The following is a 21798-nucleotide window of genomic DNA, read 5'->3' as shown; positions in this document are numbered from 1 at the left end:
TCGGGTGCTCGTCGTCGAGCGGCGTCACTGTACCGGCGGCGGCGCTCGGCTACGGTGGCTCGTACCGCACCGCCACGACGGCCGAGGAGGCCAGGGATGCCGGACTACGCCCGCATGTACCGCTTCGGTGTCACGCCCTGGGAGGGGTACGCGAAGGCGGCGGCGCCGAGCATCGCCGCCGTGCTCGACCGCGAGGAGTCCGACCGGACCCGCCCGCTGGGCACGGCGCTCGACCTGGGCTGCGGCCGCGGCCAGTTCACCCCGGAGCTCGCCCGCAGGGGCTGGCGGGCCGTGGGCGTCGACGTCGTGCCGAAGGCGATCGAGGCGGCCCGGCGCCGGGCCGGACCGGGCGTCACGTACCTGGTGGGCGACGTGACCGACCTTGTCACCGACCTCGCCTCGGTGGCCGGGGCGCCCGAGCCGGGCTCCGTGGACTTCTTCCTCGACATCGGTTGCTTCCAGGGGTTCGACGCGCGGGCACGGGGCGGCGAGGCACGGAGCGTGACGGCCCTGGCCGCCCCTGGAGCCACCGTCCTCATGCTCGCGTTCGGGCCGACCCGCCTGCGCTCGCGCATCGGCGGCGTCTCGCAGGCCGAGGTGGAGTCCGCCTTCACGGGCTGGACGCTGGACGACGTCCGCGCCGCCGACACCGCGGGGCTCGGCTGGCCGATGAACCGGACGTCGCCGCGGTGGTACCGGCTGCGCCTCGCCTGAGGGTCGGCATTCCCGCCGCCGTCCGCCGCCTCGACCGTCGCCTCAACCGTCGTCGACATCCTGGGCGGAGAGCGGCGTGGCGACGTCCTCGAGCGACCGCCGTTCCGCTCCGACGCCGAGGAACATCGCCACGACTCCCCCTCCGATCATGAGCGCCGCCCCGATGTAGTAGCCGACCGCGATCCCGGTGATGTCCTGCTCGGCGCTCGCCGACTCGATGAGCCGCCCGAACAGCAGCGGCCCAGTGATGCCGCCGACGGCCGTGCCGATCGCGTAGAAGAACGCGATGCACAGGGCGCGCGTCTCGAGCGGGAAGACCTCGCTCGCGGTGAGGTAGGCCGAGCTCGCGCCGGCGGAGGCGACGAAGAAGATCACCATGCCGAAGAGGGTGAGCGTCCACGCCGTGAGCCCGCCGATCACCACGCCGGCGACGGCGAGCAGCACCCCGGAGACGATGTACGTCCCGGAGATCATGCGCACCCGCCCGACCTTGTCGAACAGCGGCCCCAGCGCGAGGGCCCCGAGGAAGTTGCTGACGGCGAACAGCGCGATGTACGCGCCGGTCTGGCCGACGCCCAGGAAGGTCTGCAGCGTGTCCCCGAAGGTGAAGAAGAAGGCGTTGTACAAGAAGGCCTGACCGATGAACAGCGCGAGGCACAGCACGGTGCGCCGCGGGTAGTCCGCGAACACGGTGCGCGCGACCCGGACGAGGCTCACCGTGCGGCGCTGACGCACCCTGATGGTGCCCTCGGGTTCGTCGAGCTCGACGCCGTCCTGGTCGGCCAAGCGCCTCTCGACGTCGGACACGATCCGCTCGCTGTCGTCCTGGCGCCCGTGGATGAACAGCCACCGAGGGCTCTCCGGGACGTTGCGCCGTACGAGGAGGACGGCGACACCGAGCACCGCGCCGAGCGCGAAGCACAGCCGCCAGCCCACCCACGCGGGGATGAGCTCCGGGTTGAGCAGCGGGATGGTCAGCAGCGCGCCGCCCGCGGCGCCGAGCCAGTAGGAGCCGTTGATCGTGATGGCGATCCGCCCGCGGTACCTGGCGGGGATGAGCTCGTCGATCGCCGAGTTCACGGCCGCGTACTCGCCGCCGATGCCGAGCCCCGTCACGAACCGCATCGCGAAGTAGTAGAGCGGGTTCATCGAGAACGCGGTCAGCACCGTGCCCGTGAGATAGACGAGCAGCGTGAGGATGAACAGCCTCTTGCGACCGAACCGGTCCGTGAGCTGGCCGAACACCAGCGCACCGACGCACGAGCCCGTGACGTAGACGGCGCCGGCGAGCCCGATGTCCGCACTGGTCAGGCCGAGACCCGTCTCGCTCTTGAGAGCGTCGGACAGGTTGCCGACGATCGTCACCTCGAGCCCGTCGAGGATCCAGACCGTCCCGAGGCCGATGACGATCATCCAGTGCCAGCGCGACCACGGGAGCCGGTCCATGCGCGCGGGAATGTCCGTCGTGATGGTCCGCAGCGTCGTCGCCTCGTTCCCCGTCGAAGACATCCTCCGGTTTGTACGCCCGCTCCAAGATGCAGGCACGCCGACGGCTTGTACCTTCGATCACATGGTTGCTCCCGAGGACAGACGACAATTCGCACGACGCGCGCCGCGCCGGGCCATGGTCCTGGCGGGCGCGACAGCGCTCGCCGCCCCGCTCGCTCTGGTGGGCGTCAGCACGAGCAGCGCGGCGCCCGAGACGGTCGCCGCGCCGGCGGCTCCGGGCCCTGCGAGCGGCCCGAGCGCGTCGCCCGGCGACGACGAGCACCCCGACCGCACCGGTGGGATCGACGGGGAGGCGATGCGCCAGCGGATCATGCACGAGAGCCCGGGAAAGAACGCGCCCGGGCTCCGCGCCGACGAGGACGCGCTGCGCGTGCAGGAGAAGGACTCGGGCGACACCGCCGACGACGGTGGCCAGGAGGCCCAGCGCCTCCCCGCACCCCGGACACCGAGCGGCTGGGAGGTGCGTGTCGACGGGAGCCTCAGTACCGAGGCCATCGACCCGGAGCCGATCGCACCGAACGACGAGGACGACGGGGCCATCCCCCTCGCCCGAGACCTGAGGCTCGGCGCGGAACGGGACGGGATCAGCACGACGGGCACGATCGGGGACGGGCCCCACGGATCGGAAGGCACCAAGACCGGCGACTACGACTTCTACCGCCTCGACGCGTCGAAGGGCGAGACCCTCACCGTCGACCTCGCGCCGGGCGGGGAGCTGGCGGCGAACGCACTGCTGTACGACGCGGACGGCAACCTGGTCGTCGGCGCCCAGGACATGACCGGGGACGGCGCGGTGCACCTCTCCGAGCGGATCACGGAGCCCGGGGCGTACTACGTGGCGGTCGGCAACCACTACCCCGCGGACCCGTTCGATCCTGCCTCCGGGCCGGCCGTCATCACCGAGGGGCCGTACGACCTCGACATCACGGTCCATGCTCGCGGTGAGGCCGACACCGACACCTTCGTGGTCCCGCTGCGCCAAGGCGACGTGCTCGGCACGACGGTGCGCGGCGCGGCGCGGCAGGTCGCGATCCACGAGCTGAGCGGCGAGCTCGTCCAGGCGTCCTCCACCGATCCCGGGGTCATCTACCCGGACGACTCACCGCTTCCTCGGGGCGGCAACGCCACCGGCAACCACGTGGTCGAGAAGTCCGGGCTGTACCTCGTCTCGGTCGCCGACGGGAGCGGCGACTACGAGCTCACGGTCGGAGCCCACCGCGCGCCCTCGACGCAGCGGGAGCGGCCGCAGACCGTCCTGCTCGACTTCTCCGGGCCGTCGTTCGACAACCGGATCTTCGGCGCGTCGGCCGTGGAGCCGGGCGTGCGCGACATCAGCCCGATGCGGGACTTCCTCCCGCGGTGGGGGCTCGAGAAGTCCGACGAGCGGGCCGTGATCGAAGCGACCACCGCGCGGGTGCGCGAGATGCTGCGCGACGAGATCCCGGGCTCGCAGGTGCGGGTGGTGACCTCGCTGGAGCACCCCGACCTGTTCGGCAAGCCCGGGGTCAGTCGGGTGATCATCGGCGGCGACCCCGAGGAAGCAGGGATCATTCCCGCGCTCGGGTTGTCCGAGTCCGTCGATCCCGGCAACTTCGCCCGCGCAGAGACCGCGATCGTGATGCCCGGGCCCATGAGCGGTGACGAGTCCCCGATCTCGCTCAACCATTTCCTCACCGACGACAGCGACCGGGTGCGCGCCGTCGCCCAGGGGCTCGGGAACACCACGGGCCACGAGATCGGGCACTTCCTCGGCAGCTTCCACACCGATGACGACGACGAGCCCACCAACGTCATGAACACGGGCAACCGCCTGCAGTTCTACGCGGTCGGCCCGGACGGCGTCGCCGGAACCGTCGACGACGACCACATCGCCATGCGCACCAGCCGGTACGACCCGCTCCAGGGGATCTCGGGCATCGAGGACACGATCGGCCGCACCTCGGTCGCGCTCCGCTGACGCCGGACGTCGCGCCGGTCCCGATCTCGAGCGCCGGAGCGTCCACCGTGGCGCCACCGCGGGGGCCACCGCGGGGTCACCGATGAGTTCGGCGCGACGCCCCGGTCGGACGAACCGACCGCACACGGACCGGGAGCCACCATGAAGCTGACCACGATCACGATGACCACCGTCGACGGCGTGATGCAGGGACTGGGCGCCGCGGACGAGGACCGCCGGGGCGGCTTCGCGCGCGGCGGCTGGGTGGCCGACGTGTTCGACGACGAGGCCATGACGTACCTCAGCGGCGTCTACCAGCGCGCGGACGCGTTCTTGTTCGGCCGGCGGACGTACGAGATCTTCGCCGGCTCGTGGGGGGTCATGCCGGACCCCGAGGCCAACCCGATCGCCGGGCCCCTGAACGCCCGCCCCAAGTACGTCGCGTCGAGGACGCTCACCGACCCGGGATGGGCGCCCACGACCGTCCTGTCCGGGGACGTCGCGACCGCCGTCCGAGATCTCAAGGCGGGCCCGGACGGCGAGCTGCAGGTGCACGGCAGCGGCCAGCTCGTCCGCTGGCTGCTGGACCACCGGCTCGTGGACGAGATCACCCTGCTCGTGTGCCCCGTCGTCGTCGGCCAGGGCACGCGCCTGTTCCCCGACGACGGCCCGGACGCGGCGCTCGACCTGGTCGGCTCGCGCAGCACGCCGGGCGGCGTCACCGTCCAGGTCTACCGGCCGACCGGTCGTCCGCAGTACACGACGGCCGCGCCGCCGCCGAACGCATGACCGCGCGAGCGGCCGGCGTGTTGCAGGCCCTGCTCGACCGGCACGTCTTGGCCGGCGCCGCGCCCGGCGCGGTCGCCTCCCTCCTGGCGGTACCCGACGGCGCAGAACCCGAGGCCGTCGCGTCCGGGGCGATGTCCGTGGGCGGGCCGCCGATGCCGCCCGACGCCCTCGTGCGCGTGATGTCGATGACCAAGGCCGTCACCGCGGTGACGGCCCTGCGCCTCGTCGAGGCCGGCCGCCTCGGCCTGGACGCACCGGTGGACCGGTGGCTGCCGGAGCTCGCGGACCGCCGGGTGCTGACGAGCCCGACGGCGCCCCTGACCGACACCGCGCCGGCCGTGCGGCCGATCACGCTGCGTCACCTGCTGACCTGCACGTCCGGCTACGGCCTCGTCATGACCGACTCCCCGCTCCGGCGGGCGATGGCCGCCGCGGGTCTCGACGTGGCACCCGACCGCCCGGTGACCGTCGGCGCCGACGAGTGGCTCACGCGCCTGGCGGCGCTCCCGCTGGCCTTCCAGCCGGGCGACGGCTGGCGGTACCACCACTCCTTCGGCGTGCTCGGCGTCCTGGTCTCGCGCGTGGCCGGCCGGCCGCTGCAGGACCACCTCGCGGACGACCTGCTCGGACCCCTCGGCATGCGCGACACGCGCCTGTGGGTGCCCGACGACGACCTGGCCCGGCTGCCCGCCGCGTACCGGCACACCGGCTCCGGGCCGGTGGAGCTCGAGCCGGCCGCCGGCGGCACGTACGCCGGGCGTCCGCCGTTCGACGTCAGCCACCGCGAGCTCGTCTCCACCGTCCGGGACTACACCCGCTTCGCGCGGATGCTCGCCGCCGGCGGGCGGTCCGACGGGCGGCAGGTCGTGTCGCCCGAGCACCTCCGGCTCATGACGAGCGACCAGGTCCCCGCGGCCGCCAAGGCACCCGACAGCTTCTTCCCGGGGTTCTGGGACGGCACCGGCTGGGGCTTCGGTGTCGGCGTCGACGTCGAGGGCCCGCGGGCCGGCCGCTTCGGCTGGTCGGGCGGCCTGGGCACGACGTTCTTCGTGGACCCGGGCGGCGCCGCCGGCGTCCTGGCGACCCAGGTCGAGGTGGGAGCACGGCTGCAGCCGCTGTTCGACGACTTCCAGGCCCTGGCCGAACGCGCCTGAGGGGCCGGGGTCAGTCCTGCGCCGAGGTCAGTCCTGTGGTGGGCGGCGCATGCGCTTGACGCTCCCGCGGCGCTTCTTCGCGTCGATACGCCGCTGCTGGGAGCCGCGCGTCGGGCGCGTCGCCCGCCGGCGTGGCCCGGGCGGCGCCAGGGCGTCGGCGACGAGGGCGGCAAGCCGCGACCTGGCGGCCTCCCGGTTGCGCCTTTGTGCGCGGTGCTCGGACGCGACGACCGTCAGCACTCCCCCGGCCAGGCGCCGCCCGAGACGCTCGACCACCCTGGCGCGCTGCACCTCGGTCAGCACCGCCGAGGTGGTGACGTCCCAGGACAGCTCGACCCGCGAGTCCGTCGTGTTCACGCCCTGCCCGCCAGGCCCCGACGCGCGCGAGAACCGCCAGGACAGCTCGGCGTCCGGGATGACGACGGCGGTCGTCACGCGCAGGCCGGGGCGGGTCGGGTCGGACACCCGTCCATCATGCCGGACGCTGCCGGTATCCTGCCGCTCACCTGCACGGACGCCCCGCTCACGCCCGGTCCGTCAGGTCCGTCCGCCCCGCCGACGTCGAGCGCACCGACCGCGTCTTCGGCGGCCGCTGCTCCATCGCGGGCTACTGTCCCACCGGGGCCGACACCATGGACGCCTACCTCGTCGAGGACCTGCAGGATCGCCGCGCCCGCCTGACGGACGTCGCCGGCGCCCTCAGGCGGGCGGCGCCGTGGAGTCGCGGACCACCAGCCCGTGGCTGGTCGGCTTCCGGCGCGGGCGCGACACCGGCGGGCGCAGCGCGAGCTCGAACGCCGCGACCCCCATCTCCGACATCGGCAGGCGCGCGGTGGTGAGGGCGGGCGCGAGGTCCTGGGCGACCTGGATGTCGTCGAAGCCGGTCACCGACACCTCGGCCGGCACGGCGACGCCGCGCTCGCGCAGCACCGACAGCACCCCGGTCGCCATGGCGTCGTTCAGGGCGAGGATCGCCGTCGTGCCGGGATGCTGCTCGAGGATCTGCGCGGCGCCGGCGCGCCCTCCCTCGCGCGTGAACGGCACGTACGCCACCGGCATGTCGTCGGGGTCGAGCCCGCGCGCGGCCACGGCGGACCGGACCCCGCCCAGCCGGTCGGTGACGGTGTTCAGGTGCCGTGGGCCCGCCACGACCGCCAGCCGGCGGTGCCCGAGCTCGAGCAGGTGCTCCGCGACGCTCGCCGCGGCCGCGCTGTTGTCGGGCAGGACGGCGTCGCACCGCAGGTGGTGCCGCCCGATCACGACCGCGCGCCCGCCGGTCTCCTGGAACGCGTCGAGCTCGCGCGCGACCTCGGCCTCCATCGCCGGGTCCACGTAGCCCGACCCGGCGACGATGATGGCGCCGACCCGGTGAGCCCGCATGAGCCGGATCTGCGCGGCCTCGGCCCGGGAGTCGCGCTCGGTGTGGCTGATCTGCACGCTCCACCCGTGCTCGGCGGCGGTGCCGACCACCCCGCTCGCGATCTCCGAGAAGTACGGGTCGCCGATCTCGTACACCAGCAGCCCGGCGACGGACGTCGGCCCCCCGGCCAGGGTGCGGGCGTGGGGGTTCGCCACGTACCCGAGCTCGGCGGCGACGTCGCGCACGCGGGCCGCCACCCGCTCCGAGACCCCCTCGCGGCTGGCCAGCGCCCGCGACGCCGTCGCCATCGACACGCCGGCCTGTGCCGCGACGTCGATCAGTCGCGGCCTGGAGTGGGGCCGTCCCGCCACCGCATCTCGACGCACCCCTGCTCCGCTCGCTCGATCCCGTTGTGACCCTTGCCACAGCCGATCTCCGTACCCTACGGTAGCGAAAGCGCTTACCGGAAGCGCTTCCTGCAAGCGCTTTCGTTCCTCGGTCGCCCGTACCGGGCGGCCGGGGTCCTCACTACGACGAAGTAGGGAGAGTCACCCTCATGTCCCCACTGCACACCCCTCTCCACCCCCGGCGCAGGGGCGTGGCCGCCGCCGCCTGCGTGGCCGCGACGGCGCTCGTCCTCACCGCCTGCTCCGACGACGGCGAGACCGGCGGGGGCGCGGACGACCCCATCGTCGTCGGCATCTCCCTCCCCCTGACCGGCGACTTCTCCGAGCCCGGCAAGGGCGTCCAGCGCGGCTACGAGGCGTGGGCCGAGTTCATCAACGAGGACGGCGGCCTGCTCGGGCGCCAGGTCGAGCTGAAGATCCTCGACGACCAGTCGAGCGCCGACCGCGTCGTGCAGGACTACGAGGCCCTGATCGCGCAGGACGAGGTCGACCTCGTCTTCGGCCCCTTCTCCACGCGCCTCGTCGTCCCCAGCGCCCGGGTGGCCGAGGAGTACGGGATGCTCTACGTCGAGCCCGCCGGAGCGGCCAACGAGGTGTTCGAGCAGGGCTTCGAGAACCTCTTCTACGCCGCTCCCGCCGTCGCGGACGACCACTACAACTACCTCGCGGAGCAGATCCTCGCCATGCCCGACGGCGAGCGCCCCCAGACCGTCGCGGTCGCCTCCATGGACGACCCGTTCGCCCAGGGCACGGCCTACGGGCTGCGGGACAAGCTGGCCGAGGGCGGGCTCGACGTCGTCGTCGACGAGGTCTACCCGCCGAACACCACCGACTTCTCGTCGATCGCCGCCAAGATCGACGACTCGGGCGCCGACATGGTCATCGGCGGCACCCAGTACCAGGACGCGGTCAACCTCATCGTCGCGCTCCAGCAGCTCGACTACCAGCCCCAGCTCGCCGCCTTCTCGACCGCGCCGACCAACCCGGAGTTCGCCGACGCGATCGGTGACAAGACCGAGGGCATCCTCTCCCCGACGGGGTACACGGAGACCGCGAGCTGGCCGTCCAACGTCGACTTCGTCAAGCGGTACACCGAGCTGCACGGCAACCCGCCCGGCGAGGACGAGGCGAACGCCTACACCACCGGCCAGGTCGTCGCGGCGGCGGTCGAGGCCGTGGGCTGCGCCGAGCAGGGCGAGTGCCAGCAGCAGCTCATCGACTGGCTGCGCGAGAACGAGGTCGACACGGTCGTGGGCCCGTTGACCTGGGACGAGACCGGCAAGCCGCAGGGCGCGCACCTCATCCAGCAGTACGTCGACGGCGAGATCCAGATCGTGCTGCCGAAGGACGCCCAGGAGGCCGAGCTCATCCACCCGAAGCCGAAGTGGTGAGCACGTGACCGGGACGCTCCTCTTCCAGAGCCTCGTGCTCGGCGTGCTGCTCGGCGGGCTCTACGCCCTCCTCGCGGCAGGCCTGACCCTCTACTTCGGCGTGATGCGGGTCGTGATGATCGCCCACTCGGCGTTCCTCATCCTCGCCGCCTACCTCGCCTGGTTCTTCCACCAGCAGACCGGCATGGACCCCATGCTGTCGCTGGTGATCACGGTCCCGCTGTTCTTCGCGGTCGGCGTCGGGATGCAGCGGCTGCTGATCACCCGGCTGCGGCCGGCCACGATCACGATGATGTCGGTGCTCCTGACGTTCGCGGTCGCCCTCTTCATCGAGGGCATGATCGGCTTCGTCTGGGGCGGGACGCAGCGGCGCATCCAGCTGCCCTACTCCGGCGACAGCGTCTCCTTCTTCGGGGCGCAGATCGCCGTCGTGAAGCTCATCGCGTTCGGGCTCGCGGCGCTCTCGCTCGCGGGGCTGTACCTGCTGCTCAAGCACAGCAGGTTCGGCCAGGCGCTGCGCGCCACGATCCAGCACCGGGAGGCCGCGCAGCTCATCGGCATCCACACCAACCGCGTGGCCGGCTTCGGCTTCGGCATCGGGCTCGCGACGGCGGCCGTCGGCGGGACCGCGCTGTCCCTCGACGCGACGATCTACCCGTCGCTGCACTGGCACTGGATCGGGCCGCTGATGGCGATCATCGTGGTCGGCGGGCTGGGGTCGATCCCCGGCGCGGCGATCGCCGCGATGATCCTGGGGATCGGCCAGAGCCTGCTCCAGGTGCCGCTCGGCACGACGTGGGCGCAGACCATCTTCTACGTCGCGCTGTTCGCGACGCTGATGCTGCGGCCCCAGGGATTCTTCGGAGGTCGCCTTGCTCAACGCTTCTGACGCCCGACCCGCCCCGGGCACGTCCGGGCGGGCCCCCGACGACCGGGCCGTCGCCGCCGGGCGGCCGTGGGGCCGGATCGTGCGCGTCGCCGCCCTCGTGGTCGGCGTCGCCCTCGTCCTCGCGTTCCCGACGATGGTGCCCAACGCGTACATCCTGTCCGCCGGCATCGTCGTGGTCAGCTACGCCTGCACCGCCACCGCCTGGAACTTCATGGGCGGCTTCACGGGCTACGTCTCGCTCGGTCACGCGGCGTTCTTCGGCCTCGGCGCCTACGGCACCGGCCTGCTGATCCGTGACGTCGGCCTGTCGAGCTTCGTCGCGTGGATCGTCGCGGGAGCGCTCGTGCTCCTCGTGACCATCCCCGTCGGCATCGCGGCGCTGCGCGTGCGCGGCGCGTCCTTCGTCATCGTCTCGATCGCGTTCGTGCTCATCCTGCTGCTCGTCTTCCAGGCCTGGGGCTCGTTCACGGGCGGCTCGGACGGCCTCGTCGTGCCGCGGCCGTTCCCGGACCTGCTGCGGCCCGAGCACCACCAGGTGTTCTTCTACCTGTTCGCCGCGCTGCTGGCCGTCATGCTCGTGGTCTGGTGGGCGATCGACCGGTCGCGGTTCGGCACCGGGCTCAAGGCCATCCGCGAGGACGAGGACAAGGCGCAGGCGCTCGGCATCCCCACCCGCAACTACAAGCTCGTCGCCTACGTCGTCTCCGCGACGTTCACCGGGCTGGCGGGCGGCATGTACGCCCTGTGGTTCGGCGACCTCGACCCGATCTTCCAGTTCTCGATCATGCTCGGCTCGTACATGGTGCTGATGGCGCTGCTCGGCGGCGTGCGGCACCTGTTCGGCCCGGCCCTCGGCGCCCTCATCGTCGGGAGCGGCCTGGAGTACTTCAAGCTCGAGTTCGGCGACACCCAGCTCCACCTCGTCGCGACGGCGCTGCTGCTGGGCCTCGTCGTCCTCTTCATGCCCGACGGGATCATCCCGGCTGTCCGGGCGCTGCTCAAGCGGTTCGGCCCGGAGGACTCCTCCATCCGGGAGGTCACGGCCGCCGAGCTGCTCGAGCGCAACCGCACCGCGTCCCACGACGCCCCGTCCCGTGACACCGCGTCGACCACGGCGGCCGCGACCGCCCCAGCGACCCCGACCACCCGCCAGGAGGACGGACGATGACCACCGCCGCTCCACCCGCCACGCGCAACCTCGAGACCGTCGGGCTCACCAAGTCCTTCGGCGGCGTCCATGCCGTGCGCGACGCGACCGTGACGTTCCGCCACGGCAAGATCAACGCCCTCATCGGACCCAACGGCTCGGGCAAGACCACCTTCTTCAACTGCGTCACGGGGATGATCAAGCCCGACGCGGGCACGGTGACGTTCCGCGGGGAGGACATCACCCGCCGCGCCCCGCACAAGATCGCCCAGGCGGGCATCGGCCGCAGCTTCCAGCTCTGCCGGATCTTCCCGCGCATGACCGTCCTGGAGAACATGCTCGCCGCGGTCCGCCGGACGAGGCGGCGCGAGCTCCTCAAGGGCGCCCGCAACGCCGAGGAGATCGACAAGGCCCGCGCCCTCCTGGTGCGGGTCGGCATCGACCACCTCGAGAACATCGAGGCGCGCAACCTCTCCTACGGCCAGCAGAAGCTCCTCGAGCTGGCCGGCGTCCTCATGGGCGACCCGGACACGATCATGCTCGACGAGCCGGCCGGCGGCGTGAACCCCGCGCTCGTCGGCCGGATCGGGACCCTGGTGCAGGAGCTCAACGCCGAGGGGCGCACCTTCCTCGTCGTCGAGCACAACATGGAGATGGTCATGAGCCTGTCGCACCACGTCATCGTGTTCGACCGCGGCGGGCCCATCGCCGAGGGCAGCCCCGCCGTCGTGCAGTCCGACCCGCGAGTCCTGGAGGCCTACCTTGGTGTCTGAGCCGATCCCCGCACCGCAGGCCCCGTCCGGGCCGGCGCACAGCACGGGGAACCTCCTCGAGCTGAACGACATCCAGGCCGGCTACGGCCGGGCGGCGATGGTGCTGCGCGGCCTGACGATCAAGGTCCCGGCCGCGACCGTGGTCTGCCTCGTCGGGCCGAACGGCGCCGGGAAGTCCACCGTCCTGAAGGTCGCGAGCGGGCTGCTGCGACCGCGGTCGGGCGAGATCCTCGTCGGCGGCAGGGACGTCACGGGCCAGGGGCCGCAGGAGATGCTGTCGTCCGGGCTGGCGCACGTGCTCCAGGGGCACAGCGTGTTCCGGGAGATGACGGTCGCCGAGAACGTGCTGCTGGGCGCCTACACGCTCCGGGACAAGGCGAAGGTGGCCGAGCGCGTCGCCTTCGTGCAGCACCTGTTCCCCATCGTCGGCGAACGGTGGAAGCAGCTCGCGGGGCTCCTGTCCGGCGGGCAGCAGAAGCAGGTGGAGTTCGCCCGCTCCCTCATGGTCAGCCCGCAGGTGGTGCTCCTCGACGAGCCGTCGATGGGCCTCGACCCGAAGACGACCGCGACGGTCTTCGAGCAGGTGGTCCGGATGCGGGACGCCGGCGTCGCCGTGCTCCTCGTGGAGCAGAACGCCCGTCGGGCGCTCGAGACCGCCGACATCGGCTGCGTCCTCGACCTCGGCCGGGTCCACATCACCGGCCCGGCCCGCGAGCTCCTCGACGACCCGCAGCTCTCCGAGCTGTACCTCGGCGGGCGGCCGGCCGAGTCGGCGCTGCGCAAGGAGGGCTGAGGACCGACCACGCCCCCACGGCCCGGCGACGCCGCCGGGCCGGTACGCCCCTGTTCGCCCCCGATCGACGACGACGTTGAAAGGAACCCGGATGGACGACCGCACCAGATGGTCAGGCACGGTACGAGGCACGGCGGCACTCGCCGCGACCGCACTCCTCGGGGCGCTGGTGACCACCGCCCCCGCCTCGGCCGAGGAGCCGGTGACCCGCGAGTTCACGGAGACGCTCGACTTCGAGCAGTACGAACGGTCCGCGCTCGACGGCCAGGACGGCTGGTCGGCTTCCGCGGCGCCCCGCGTCGTCACCGACCCGCTCAACGGGAACAACCAGGTCCTCGAGTCGGTCGGGGGCGGCGAGCGGTCGTCCCGCGCCATCCCGGAGATCGCCGACGGCGACACCGGCACGGTGTTCTTCCGGTTCCTGCGCACCGGCAGCGTCGACACGTCCTTCGGGGTCACCGACGTCGACGCCCCCTCCGACTACGCGCACAGCCGCGCCTACGTGAACAACCAGAACAGCGACACGATGCTCGTGCGTGACGGCGGCGCCTTCGAGCCCGTCGGCACCTGGGCGAAGGACACCTGGCAGTGTGTCTGGCTCGTCGCCGACAACGCGGCCGACGAGGTCGCCGTCTACAGCCAGGGCGGGCCGTACGAGGAGGTCACGCGCCTGCCGGAGGGCGCCGAGGAGAGGTTCGGGTTCCGGCAGGGGGTCAGCGGCGCGCTCGACCGGTTCTTCTGGATCAACGGGGCGAGCAGCGCCGGGACGCTCATGCTCGACGACGTCGCCGTCGACACCGCCGGCCAGAACCTCGACGTCCCGACGGGGAACCCCGCGGACTGCGCCGCCGGGGGTGACGAACCGACCGACCCGCTGCTCAACCCGCTGCCCGACCCGGAGCGCTCCACGCTCGGGATCGAGGTGACCGAGCTCGCCCAGCTCCCGGAGTCGCACACGACGCCCGCGGCGCAGGACCCGCGACTGGTCCGGCACAACCGCATCACGCACCTCGACGAGGTACCGGACGGCTCGGGCCGGCTCATGGTCCCGGACAACAACGGGACGCTGTACCTGGTGGACAAGGAGTCGGGCGCGCACGTGCCGTACCTCGACGTCCGGGAGGAGTTCGTCGACAACTTCCACAACAGCGCCGGCCTGGGCACCGGCCTTGGTGCCGCCGAGTTCCACCCGGACTTCGCCGAGAACGGGAAGTTCTACACGGTGCACACGGAGGGCGGCACCGCCCTGACCGAGGACACCCCGGACTTCCCGGAGTACGGCAGCACCGGCTTCCACAGCGTCGTCACCGAGTGGACCGCGACCGACCCGGCCGCCGAGGTCTTCTCCGGCACCAGCCGCGAGATCCTGCGCGTCCCGTTCGCCGGGCGGGTGCACACCGTGCAGCAGATCGCGTTCAACCCCACGGTCGCGGAGGGAGACGCCGACTACGGCAACCTCTACGTCCTGTCCGGCGACGGCGGCAACGGCGTCGGCAACGGCAACCCGCAGGACCTGGCCACGCCGCAGGGCAAGATCCTGCGCATCGACCCGTCGGGCGACGACGGCGCGAACGGCCGGTACGGGATCCCGCAGGACAACCCGTTCCTCGACGAGGCCGGAGCGCTGCCCGAGATCTACGCCGTCGGGATGCGCGACCCGCACCGCATCAGCTGGGATCCCGAGGGCGACCACACCATGTACCTGGGGCACATCGGCGAGTGGCAGGTCGAGTCGGTCTACGCCGTCGAACCCGGCGACAACTTCGGCTGGTCCGAGCGCGAGGGCCCCTTCCTCGCCGACAGCCGGCAGATCTACCCGCTGCCGGCCGACGACGCGCAGCACGGCTTCACCTATCCGGTGGCCGCGTACGACCACAACCGCGACCCGGGCCAGACGGGTGACGCCGGCGTCGCGCTCAACGGCGGCTTCGTCTACCGCGGCGACATCCCCGAGCTGCAGGGACGCTACCTGTTCACCGACCTGGTGCGCGGCTGGGTGCTGAGCACCCGGGCCGACGAGATGGAGCGCAACGACGGCGACCTCGACGACCTCGCCCGGATCGAGCACCTGCGCGTGTTCGCGGACGGTGCGGAGACGACGTTCCAGGAGCTCGTCGGCGACGAGCGCGTCGACCTGCGCTTCGGCTCGGACGCCGACGGCGAGCTCTACCTCATCTCCAAGGCGAACGGGAAGGTCTGGAAGGTGACCGGCGCCCGGCAGGTCGGGGCGTCGTCACCCGTCGCGCTGCCGGAGCTGGCGCCGAACCTCGTCGCGCACTACGACTTCGACCACCCGGTCGCGGGCGCGCCGACGGCGGAGGCCGACCAGGGCCTGTCCGGCACGGACATCGGGCTCGTCAACGGCGGCGTCGAGATGCGCGTCGCGGACCGTGCCTACCCGGGAGCGGGCGAGGCCCTGCAGACCCAGCAGATGAGCCCGGGGACGTCCTCGAACGACGACTGGAAGGCCGGCGTCCACGACCCCGACGGCGTGGGCTCGCTCGGCGCCTTCGCCGGCGCGGACGAGGCCGCCGTCATGGGGTGGTTCAAGCCGACCGGCACGCACCCCGCCCTCAACTCCGGGACGGCGGACCCCGACGACCGGTACAACGCCATCGGCCTGGCCGGGGTGCTGACCGGCGATTCCGACGGCCACGCCGTGCGGGCGCTCCTCGAGGTCATCACGGTCGACGGCGAGCTGAAGCTCGTCGCCCTCGGCCGTCGAGTCGACGGGGGCGGGTCCTGGACCTTCGCGGCCGACCTGCCGTGGGACCAGATCCTCGAGCAGGGCCGGTGGGTGCACCTGGCCGCGACGTTCGACTTCGCGGGCGGCGAGATGCAGCTGTTCATGAACGGCGAGGAGCTCGAGGGCGAGTACACGGCCGCCAACCCCTGGGGGGCGGGGTCCACGTCCCCCACCGATCCGGCCGGGATCAAGATCGGGGGCAGCTTCCCGCAGGACACGCGGGAGGCGAACCCGTTCGACGGGCGGATGGACGACCTCATGTTCCTCGACGTCGTGCCGACGCCCGAGCAGGTCGCCGCGCAGTACGCGCTGTTCGGCGCCGAGCCGGCCGAGCCGCCCGCCCCGCCGTCCTGCGAGCCCGAGGGTGAGCCGCTCACCGACGTCATGGCGCCGGAGGACTGGGCACCGCGGACGCCGTCCAAGTGGCAGTTCCCCGGCGACCGCGTCGTCCTCGCGGCGGCGGGCGTCGACCCGGGCGACGGCATCCGCCGGCCGTTCGAGTACGCCACCCTCACCGAGGGCCCGGAGCTCGGCTCGTTCGAGCTCACCGGCGAGGTCCGACTGGACGCCCCCGCGTCGGTGAACAACCGCGACGTGATCGTGGTCTTCGGCTGGCAGTCGGACACGGAGTACTACTACGCGCACCTCTCGCAGGACAACACGATCTACGCCCACAACGGCATCTTCAAGGTGGACGGGAAGGACCGGGAGCGGATCGACGACCAGTGGGACGGGGCCGTCGGCGCGCCGCCCGCCGTCACGGACGAGGAGTGGCACGACGTGCGCGTGGTCCGGTGCGCGGACAGCGGGGACGTCGCGGTGTACGTCGACGGGCTCGACACGCCGCTGCTCACCGCGAGCGACACGACCTTCCCCAGCGGGCGCGTCGGGTTCGGCTCGTTCGACAACACCGGCAGCCTCCGGGACCTCACGGTCACCGGCACGCCGGTCGACTCGACCGACCCCACGGTGACCGTCAAGGAAGGGTCGCAGTTCACCGCCGGCACGGACGGCGCCTACCGCAAGGTCTCGTTCAAGCTCCACGACACCGGCAAGATCGACCGCCTCACCCTCAACGGCGTCGAGAAGGACCTCGTCGACGACGTCTGGTCCGACCTCAACTTCGTCGTGCCCGGTGCCTTCGGAGCCGTCGAGGGCGACAACACCCTCGTCGTCCACGACGTCGCCGGCAACACCACCACGGTGAGGTTCGTCCTGGAGCCGACGACGCCGTAGCCCGCCGGGAACGGCCGAGGGCCCGGACCTCCGCTCGGAGGTCCGGGCCCTTCCTGCATGCTCCGGCATGATCGGGGCCCGCCGTCGGCGCTGGGGAACTTTATCGATATACAGATCTCGGTTTCGTTGCTAGCGTCAGCGGCGCGAGCCGCCTTCCGGGGTGCTCGGAGGCCCCTCGTGCTCGATGACACCGACATGCGGATGAGAGGCAAGTCAATGGCGATGAGATCTCAGTCAGGCATGACCATCCGGCCGGACCGACCGGGGCTCCGACGGGGGCGAAGAACGCTCGCGGCCCTCGCCGCGACCGCGATGGGCGCGGGCGCGCTGCTGGTGGCGCAGCCCGCGGCCGCCGACGCGGTGAGCGCCGACCCGTGGGTGGGCGAGGTCCCCGACAACCCGATCTCCGACGTCTACCGGTTCACGGTGCCGTCGGCCGCGGTGACAAAGGCGACCGGTATCGAGGACGGGCCCGTCGCGGTGCAGGGCAACTTCGGGCCCGGCAAGGCCTGGACCGACCTCAACACGGGGACCAGCGGGTCGAACCGGACCGCGACCGTCGGCCCCCTCGAGCCGGGTCTGTACTACTACCAGTACGCCGCGCGGCCCGCGGCCGACCAGGACGCGGTCGCCTTCCGCAACCCCGACGCCCCGCAGGAGGTGACGTCGAAGCCCACCTACAGCACGCTGTTCGTCCCCGGTCCGGGGGCCGAGTGGCTCGCCGACGTGCCCGGCGGCGGCGAGACCGAGACGCTCGCGTACGGCAAGGGACCGCACGAGCGCGAGGCGCTCGTGTGGACGCCGCCGGGCTACGACGAGGACCGCGCCGAGCCCTACCCGGTGCTGTACCTGCTGCAGGACGACGGCCAGAGCCACCGCGAGTGGGTGGAGCTGGGCAGGCTCGGCCAGATCATGGACAACCTCGTGCTCGACGGCGACGCCGAGCCGATGGTGGTCGTCATGGGCGACGGCGCCCGGCCCGGCCCCGCCGGCGTGACGAAGGACCTGCTGCCCGCCGCCGAGCACGAGCTCAACGTCTCCGACGAGGGGGCCGGCCGCGCGATCGCCGGGATCGGCCGCGGCGCCCAGCAGGCGCTGGCGGCCAAGGTCGCGAGGCCCCGCGACTTCGCCGGCGTCGGTGCGTTCTCGGGGGCCTACGACGGACGGCTCTCCCCGGGCAAGGCCGAGCAGATCAACCGCTCCACCGACGTCCTGCGCCTGTACGCAGGCAACGTCACCGACCCCGCGTACGACGACACTGTCGCCCTGGCCGGGTCGCTGACCGGCGCGGGCGTGGACTTCCAGTCCGACGGGTCGGACCCCGAGACCGGCGCCACGTGGGACACGTGGCAGAAGAACCTGCACGACTTCGCGCAGCGGGTCTTCCGTGACGTCGACGACGACGGCCCGAGCGAGGGCCACCTGCCGCTCGTGCAGCACGAGCTGCCCGCGCCGGGAACGACCCCGACCCCGTGGATCGACGAGAACGGCGTCGTCACCTTCGAGCTCGGCCCCGAGCACGCCGACGCGAACAACATCACCGTCTGGGGCAACTTCGGCCCGGCCGGCAGCTGGCCGCGCACCCCCATGGTCCGGCAGGAAGACGGGTCGTGGCGGCTCTCCGTGGCCGTGGAGGGCGGCTCGTACTACTACAAGTTCGTGGTCGACGGCGTCGACCTCAAGGACGAGGGCAACCCCACGAGCGTGTTCTCCGAGCCCACGTGGAGCACCTTCGCCGTCGAAGGTGACACCGTCCGCGGCCGGTACACCGCCGAGGTGCCGGCCGAGGAGCGCGGCGACGTCAGCGTCATGAGCTACACGAGCACCGCGGCGGACCGGGACCGCTCGGCGTACGTGTGGACGCCCCCGGACTACGACGCGGACCGCGCCGAGGCGTACCCCGTGCTCTACCTCCAGCACGGCGGCGGGCAGACGTGGACGGACTGGCTCGAGGTCGGGTTCATCGACCGCATCCTCGACAACCACTACCGGCAGGGCACCATCGAGCCGATGGTGGTCGTCATGGCCAACGGGAACGGCGTGGACTTCCCCGCGGAGATCACGACGCGCATCGCGCCGACGGCCGAGGAGCAGTACAACGTCAGCTCCGACGGCGACCAGCGCGCACTGGCCGGGCTCTCGATGGGCTCGGGCCACACGCTGAGCACGCTCTGGGCGCACCCGGGCGAGTTCGGCTACATCGGTGCCATGTCGGCGTTCGGCGGCCCGCCCGCCGACGCGGACGTCGAGGCCATCAACGAGGGCACGAGGCTGCTGCGCGTGTACTCGGGCGACGTCCAGGACTTCACCTACGGTGCGACCCTGCAGCTGGTCGCGGCCATGGAGGACCGGGGCGTGAACCACGAGTTCGCGCCCATCATCCCCGGGCCCCACAGCTGGGACGTCTGGCAGAAGTCCGTGATCGACTTCCTGCCCCGGCTGTTCCAGGAGAACGCCGGCGCCTAGCGGCTCGAGGCGTCGTCACGGTGCGGCCGGCGGGTCACCCGCCGGCCGCACCGACACCGCGCGCCCGAGGGGCCGGACCCTCGGCGGCATAACGACGCCGGGCCCGACGTTCGCACCGTCGACAGACGACGCCGGCGAGGAGAGCACCCCATGGCCTGGAGCACGCGTGAGCTCGCCGACCTGGCGGGCACGACCGTGAACACCGTCCGGCACTACCACCGGCTCGGCCTGCTCGAGGAGCCGGAGCGCCGGTACAACGGCTACAAGCAGTACGAGGTGCGGCACCTGGTGCGGCTCCTGCGCATCCGCCGTCTCGCGGACCTGGGGGTCCCTCTCGGCCAGATCGGTGCGGTCGCCGGGGCCGGTGACGGCGCGCCGCAGGCGTTGCAGGCGGTCGACGCGGAGCTCGCGGCCAGCATCGAGCGCCTGCAGCAGGCGCGGGCCGACATCGCGGCGATCCTGCGCGACGGCGCGCCCGCCGACAGCCCGTCGGGGTTCGAGTCCGTCGGGTCACGCCTGTCCGAGGCCGACAGCTCGATCGTCCACATCTACACCCGGCTGTACGACGAGCAGGCCCTGGCGGACCTGCGCGCGATGGTGGAGACCGACGACGACGCGGTGAAGGACGAGGTCGACGCGCTGGCACCGGACGCGGACGAGGAGACCCGGGAGTCGCTCGCCGAGAGGCTCGCCCCTTCCCTGGCGCAGAACATCCTCGACTACCCCTGGCTGAGCGATCCGGCGTCCCACCTGTCGAAGAGCGAGCGCGTCACCCAGAGCACGTTCGTCGAGGCGGTGACCGAGCTGTACAACCCCGCACAGCTCGACGTCTTCGCGCGCGCGGGGATCCGGGCGAACGAGCAGGTGAGCGCCCTGCGCGCGGCTCAGGCCGCGGCACCGCAGGACGGCGGCGGCGACAGGGCTTGACCCTGTGCCGACAACAGGGTGTCTCCTCGGCCTCTCGTCGGGGCCGGCCCGACGTCCAGTCGCACATGAGGAGCGTCATGAACCCCGTCGCAGAGCTCGTCACCAGCTTCCAGGAACTCGTCGCCCAGGTCCCCGAGATCGTCCGACCGTTCGTCGTCATGCTCGCCGGCGTGATCCCGTTCGTCGAGGGCGAGGGGGCGGCCATCATCGGCGTCGTCGGCGGGCTCTCCCCCGTCGTCGCGGCCGTCGCCGCAGCAGCGGGAAACTTCCTGAGCGTGCTGCTCGTCGTGCTCGGCGGCTCGCGGGCACGCTCGGCGGCCGTCAGTCGTCGCGAGGCCCGGGTCGGCGCCCGCGCAGGGGCCGTGCCCGCACCATCGGTCGGCGGGCTCCAGGTCCCCGAGACCGAGCGGACCATGTCCGACGGCGAGCCCCACGCCATGGGAGCCAGGCCCGAGTCGAAGGGGCGGCGGCGCCTGCGGAGCCTGCTGGTCCGCTTCGGCGTCCCCGGTGCGAGCCTCCTCGGTCCGCTGGTGATCCCGACCCAGTTCACCGCCGCCGTGCTCGTCGCCTCGGGCGTCCCGCGCCGCTGGGTGCTGCTGTGGCAGGCCGCGGCGATCGTCGTCTGGACGACCGTCGCCACCGTCTCGGTCTGGCTCGCGCTCCAGGTGGTCGCCGGCTGAACGACCGGGCACGCTGATCCAGCGGCACGCGAAGGAGACGACCCATGACCCGACAGCCCGGACGTCCTCCTACCGGGACCGACGACGGCCTGCCCGACACGACGACCGACCTCGCTGCACCGTCACTGGCGGAGGACCTGCTCCTCCTCCTGTTCCAGCCGGACTCCGGCACGATCGCCGGCGAGAACACCCTCTTCTACGTGCTGGGCGGAGCGGTGCTCGCCGACCTCGGGCTCGGCGAGCACGTCCGCACCTGCACCGGGCGGGGCGGCACCACGACGGTGGTCGCCGTCGAGGAGCGTCCCCCGTCGGACCACGTCCTGCGCTCCGCGTGGGAGTACGTCACCGACAAGCCTCGCGGTGTCCAGACCGCGCTCGCCGCGGTCGGCCCGCCCTTGCGCGGCCCGTTGCTGGACCGGCTCGTGGACCGCGGCGACATCCGTCGAAGGACGCGCAAGGCGCTCGGCCTGTTCAACACCACCGTCCTCGAGGACGGCAGCGGGCGCCGGGCGCGCCTGCTCTCGGACGTGCACCAGGTCCTCGTCGACGGAACCGTCCCCACGCCCCGGACCGCCGCACTCGCCGCACTGCTCTCGGGGAGTGGGACGCTCCCGCAGTTCCATCGCGAGATCCCGTGGACCAGCACCGTCATCGCCCGGGCCAAGGAGCTCGAGCAAGGCCACTGGGGAGCGGACGCCACCGCCGAAGCCGTGGCACGCACGGTCACGGCGACGATCGTCAGCAGCGTCGTCATCGCGGCCACGGTGCCGCCCCGCGCCTGACGCCACCCACCCGTCCCCGTCCCGAACCCGACGACGACCGGGGCCCGCCCACAGCGCCCCGGGCAACCACCTGAGGCCGTTCGTCCGAGGGGTCGCGAC

Annotated in this window: 17 protein-coding genes; 14 read left to right on the top strand and 3 right to left on the bottom strand. The window is 72.4% G+C overall.

Annotation, left to right across the window (positions count from 1 at the left end; genetic code table 11):
* The first annotated feature begins 96 nt into the window (after positions 1-96).
* A complete protein-coding gene (locus IEW03_RS07440) occupies positions 97-714 on the top strand; it encodes a class I SAM-dependent methyltransferase (protein WP_229737770.1) in 618 nt (205 codons plus the stop codon).
* Between the two features lie 42 nt (positions 715-756).
* On the opposite strand, the gene IEW03_RS07435 is transcribed toward IEW03_RS07440, so the two are convergent.
* On the bottom strand, positions 757-2223 hold the full coding sequence (locus IEW03_RS07435) for an MFS transporter (protein WP_188523009.1): 1467 nt from the start codon (positions 2221-2223) through the stop codon (positions 757-759).
* A 61-nt stretch (positions 2224-2284) separates the two neighbouring features.
* Between IEW03_RS07435 and IEW03_RS07430 the strand changes: the two genes are divergently transcribed.
* The 3 genes from IEW03_RS07430 (at position 2285) to IEW03_RS07420 (ending at position 6102) form a co-directional block, all read left to right on the top strand.
* Positions 2285-4180, top strand: coding sequence for a PPC domain-containing protein (locus tag IEW03_RS07430; RefSeq protein ID WP_188523008.1), 1896 nt, complete (start codon positions 2285-2287; stop codon positions 4178-4180).
* Between the two features lie 141 nt (positions 4181-4321).
* Positions 4322-4948 carry a dihydrofolate reductase family protein gene (locus IEW03_RS07425; RefSeq protein WP_188523007.1) on the top strand — a complete coding sequence of 209 codons (627 nt, stop codon included), beginning with the start codon at positions 4322-4324 and terminating at the stop codon, positions 4946-4948.
* On the top strand, positions 4945-6102 hold the full coding sequence (locus IEW03_RS07420) for a serine hydrolase domain-containing protein (RefSeq protein WP_188523006.1): 1158 nt from the start codon (positions 4945-4947) through the stop codon (positions 6100-6102). Before IEW03_RS07425 ends, IEW03_RS07420 begins: the two co-directional genes overlap by 4 nt.
* Before the next feature lie 27 nt (positions 6103-6129).
* Here the strand turns inward: IEW03_RS07420 and arfB are convergent, their stop codons facing one another.
* Together arfB and IEW03_RS07410 are read right to left on the bottom strand one after the other, a co-directional pair.
* Complete coding sequence (gene arfB, locus IEW03_RS07415) at positions 6130-6567, bottom strand: alternative ribosome rescue aminoacyl-tRNA hydrolase ArfB (protein WP_188523005.1); 438 nt, start codon at positions 6565-6567, stop codon at positions 6130-6132.
* Between the two features lie 234 nt (positions 6568-6801).
* Positions 6802-7833 (bottom strand): LacI family DNA-binding transcriptional regulator, encoded by a 1032-nt coding sequence (locus IEW03_RS07410; protein ID WP_229737767.1) that lies wholly within the window; start codon positions 7831-7833, stop codon positions 6802-6804.
* A 185-nt stretch (positions 7834-8018) separates the two neighbouring features.
* On the opposite strand from IEW03_RS07410, the gene IEW03_RS07405 reads away from it, so the two are divergent.
* The 10 genes from IEW03_RS07405 to IEW03_RS07360 all read left to right on the top strand — a co-directional run bounded on the left by IEW03_RS07405 (position 8019) and on the right by IEW03_RS07360 (position 21699).
* Complete coding sequence (locus tag IEW03_RS07405) at positions 8019-9260, top strand: amino acid ABC transporter substrate-binding protein (protein ID WP_188523004.1); 1242 nt, start codon at positions 8019-8021, stop codon at positions 9258-9260.
* A gap of 4 nt (positions 9261-9264) precedes the next feature.
* Positions 9265-10149 carry a branched-chain amino acid ABC transporter permease gene (locus IEW03_RS07400; protein WP_188523003.1) on the top strand — a complete coding sequence of 295 codons (885 nt, stop codon included), beginning with the start codon at positions 9265-9267 and terminating at the stop codon, positions 10147-10149.
* Entirely contained in the window at positions 10133-11317 is a 1185-nt protein-coding gene (locus tag IEW03_RS07395; protein WP_229737765.1) for a branched-chain amino acid ABC transporter permease, read from the top strand. The genes IEW03_RS07400 and IEW03_RS07395 overlap by 17 nt, the downstream gene beginning before the upstream one ends.
* The gene (locus IEW03_RS07390) at positions 11314-12069 is read left to right on the top strand and encodes an ABC transporter ATP-binding protein (protein ID WP_188523002.1); all 756 of its coding nucleotides are present in this window, start codon (positions 11314-11316) and stop codon (positions 12067-12069) included. The genes IEW03_RS07395 and IEW03_RS07390 overlap by 4 nt, the downstream gene beginning before the upstream one ends.
* Positions 12062-12862 carry an ABC transporter ATP-binding protein gene (locus tag IEW03_RS07385; RefSeq protein WP_229737747.1) on the top strand — a complete coding sequence of 267 codons (801 nt, stop codon included), beginning with the start codon at positions 12062-12064 and terminating at the stop codon, positions 12860-12862. Before IEW03_RS07390 ends, IEW03_RS07385 begins: the two co-directional genes overlap by 8 nt.
* A 169-nt stretch (positions 12863-13031) precedes the next feature.
* On the top strand, positions 13032-16844 hold the full coding sequence (locus IEW03_RS07380) for a PQQ-dependent sugar dehydrogenase (protein ID WP_229737741.1): 3813 nt from the start codon (positions 13032-13034) through the stop codon (positions 16842-16844).
* A gap of 240 nt (positions 16845-17084) precedes the next feature.
* Positions 17085-19310 carry an alpha/beta hydrolase gene (locus IEW03_RS07375; RefSeq protein WP_188523001.1) on the top strand — a complete coding sequence of 742 codons (2226 nt, stop codon included), beginning with the start codon at positions 17085-17087 and terminating at the stop codon, positions 19308-19310.
* A 150-nt stretch (positions 19311-19460) separates the two neighbouring features.
* Entirely contained in the window at positions 19461-20237 is a 777-nt protein-coding gene (locus IEW03_RS07370) for a helix-turn-helix domain-containing protein (protein ID WP_188523000.1), read from the top strand.
* Between the two features lie 77 nt (positions 20238-20314).
* Entirely contained in the window at positions 20315-20917 is a 603-nt protein-coding gene (locus IEW03_RS07365) for a small multidrug efflux protein (protein ID WP_188522999.1), read from the top strand.
* Between the two features lie 44 nt (positions 20918-20961).
* Positions 20962-21699, top strand: a complete 738-nt coding sequence (locus tag IEW03_RS07360; RefSeq protein ID WP_188522998.1) for a GOLPH3/VPS74 family protein — start codon at positions 20962-20964, stop codon at positions 21697-21699.
* The last annotated feature ends 99 nt before the right edge of the window (positions 21700-21798 follow it).

It is taken from the genome of Isoptericola cucumis, assembly GCF_014635665.1.
Classification (GTDB): domain Bacteria; phylum Actinomycetota; class Actinomycetes; order Actinomycetales; family Cellulomonadaceae; genus Isoptericola; species Isoptericola cucumis.
Note: the sequence above shows the minus strand (reverse complement) of the source record. Positions and strands in the feature narration are given on the sequence as shown.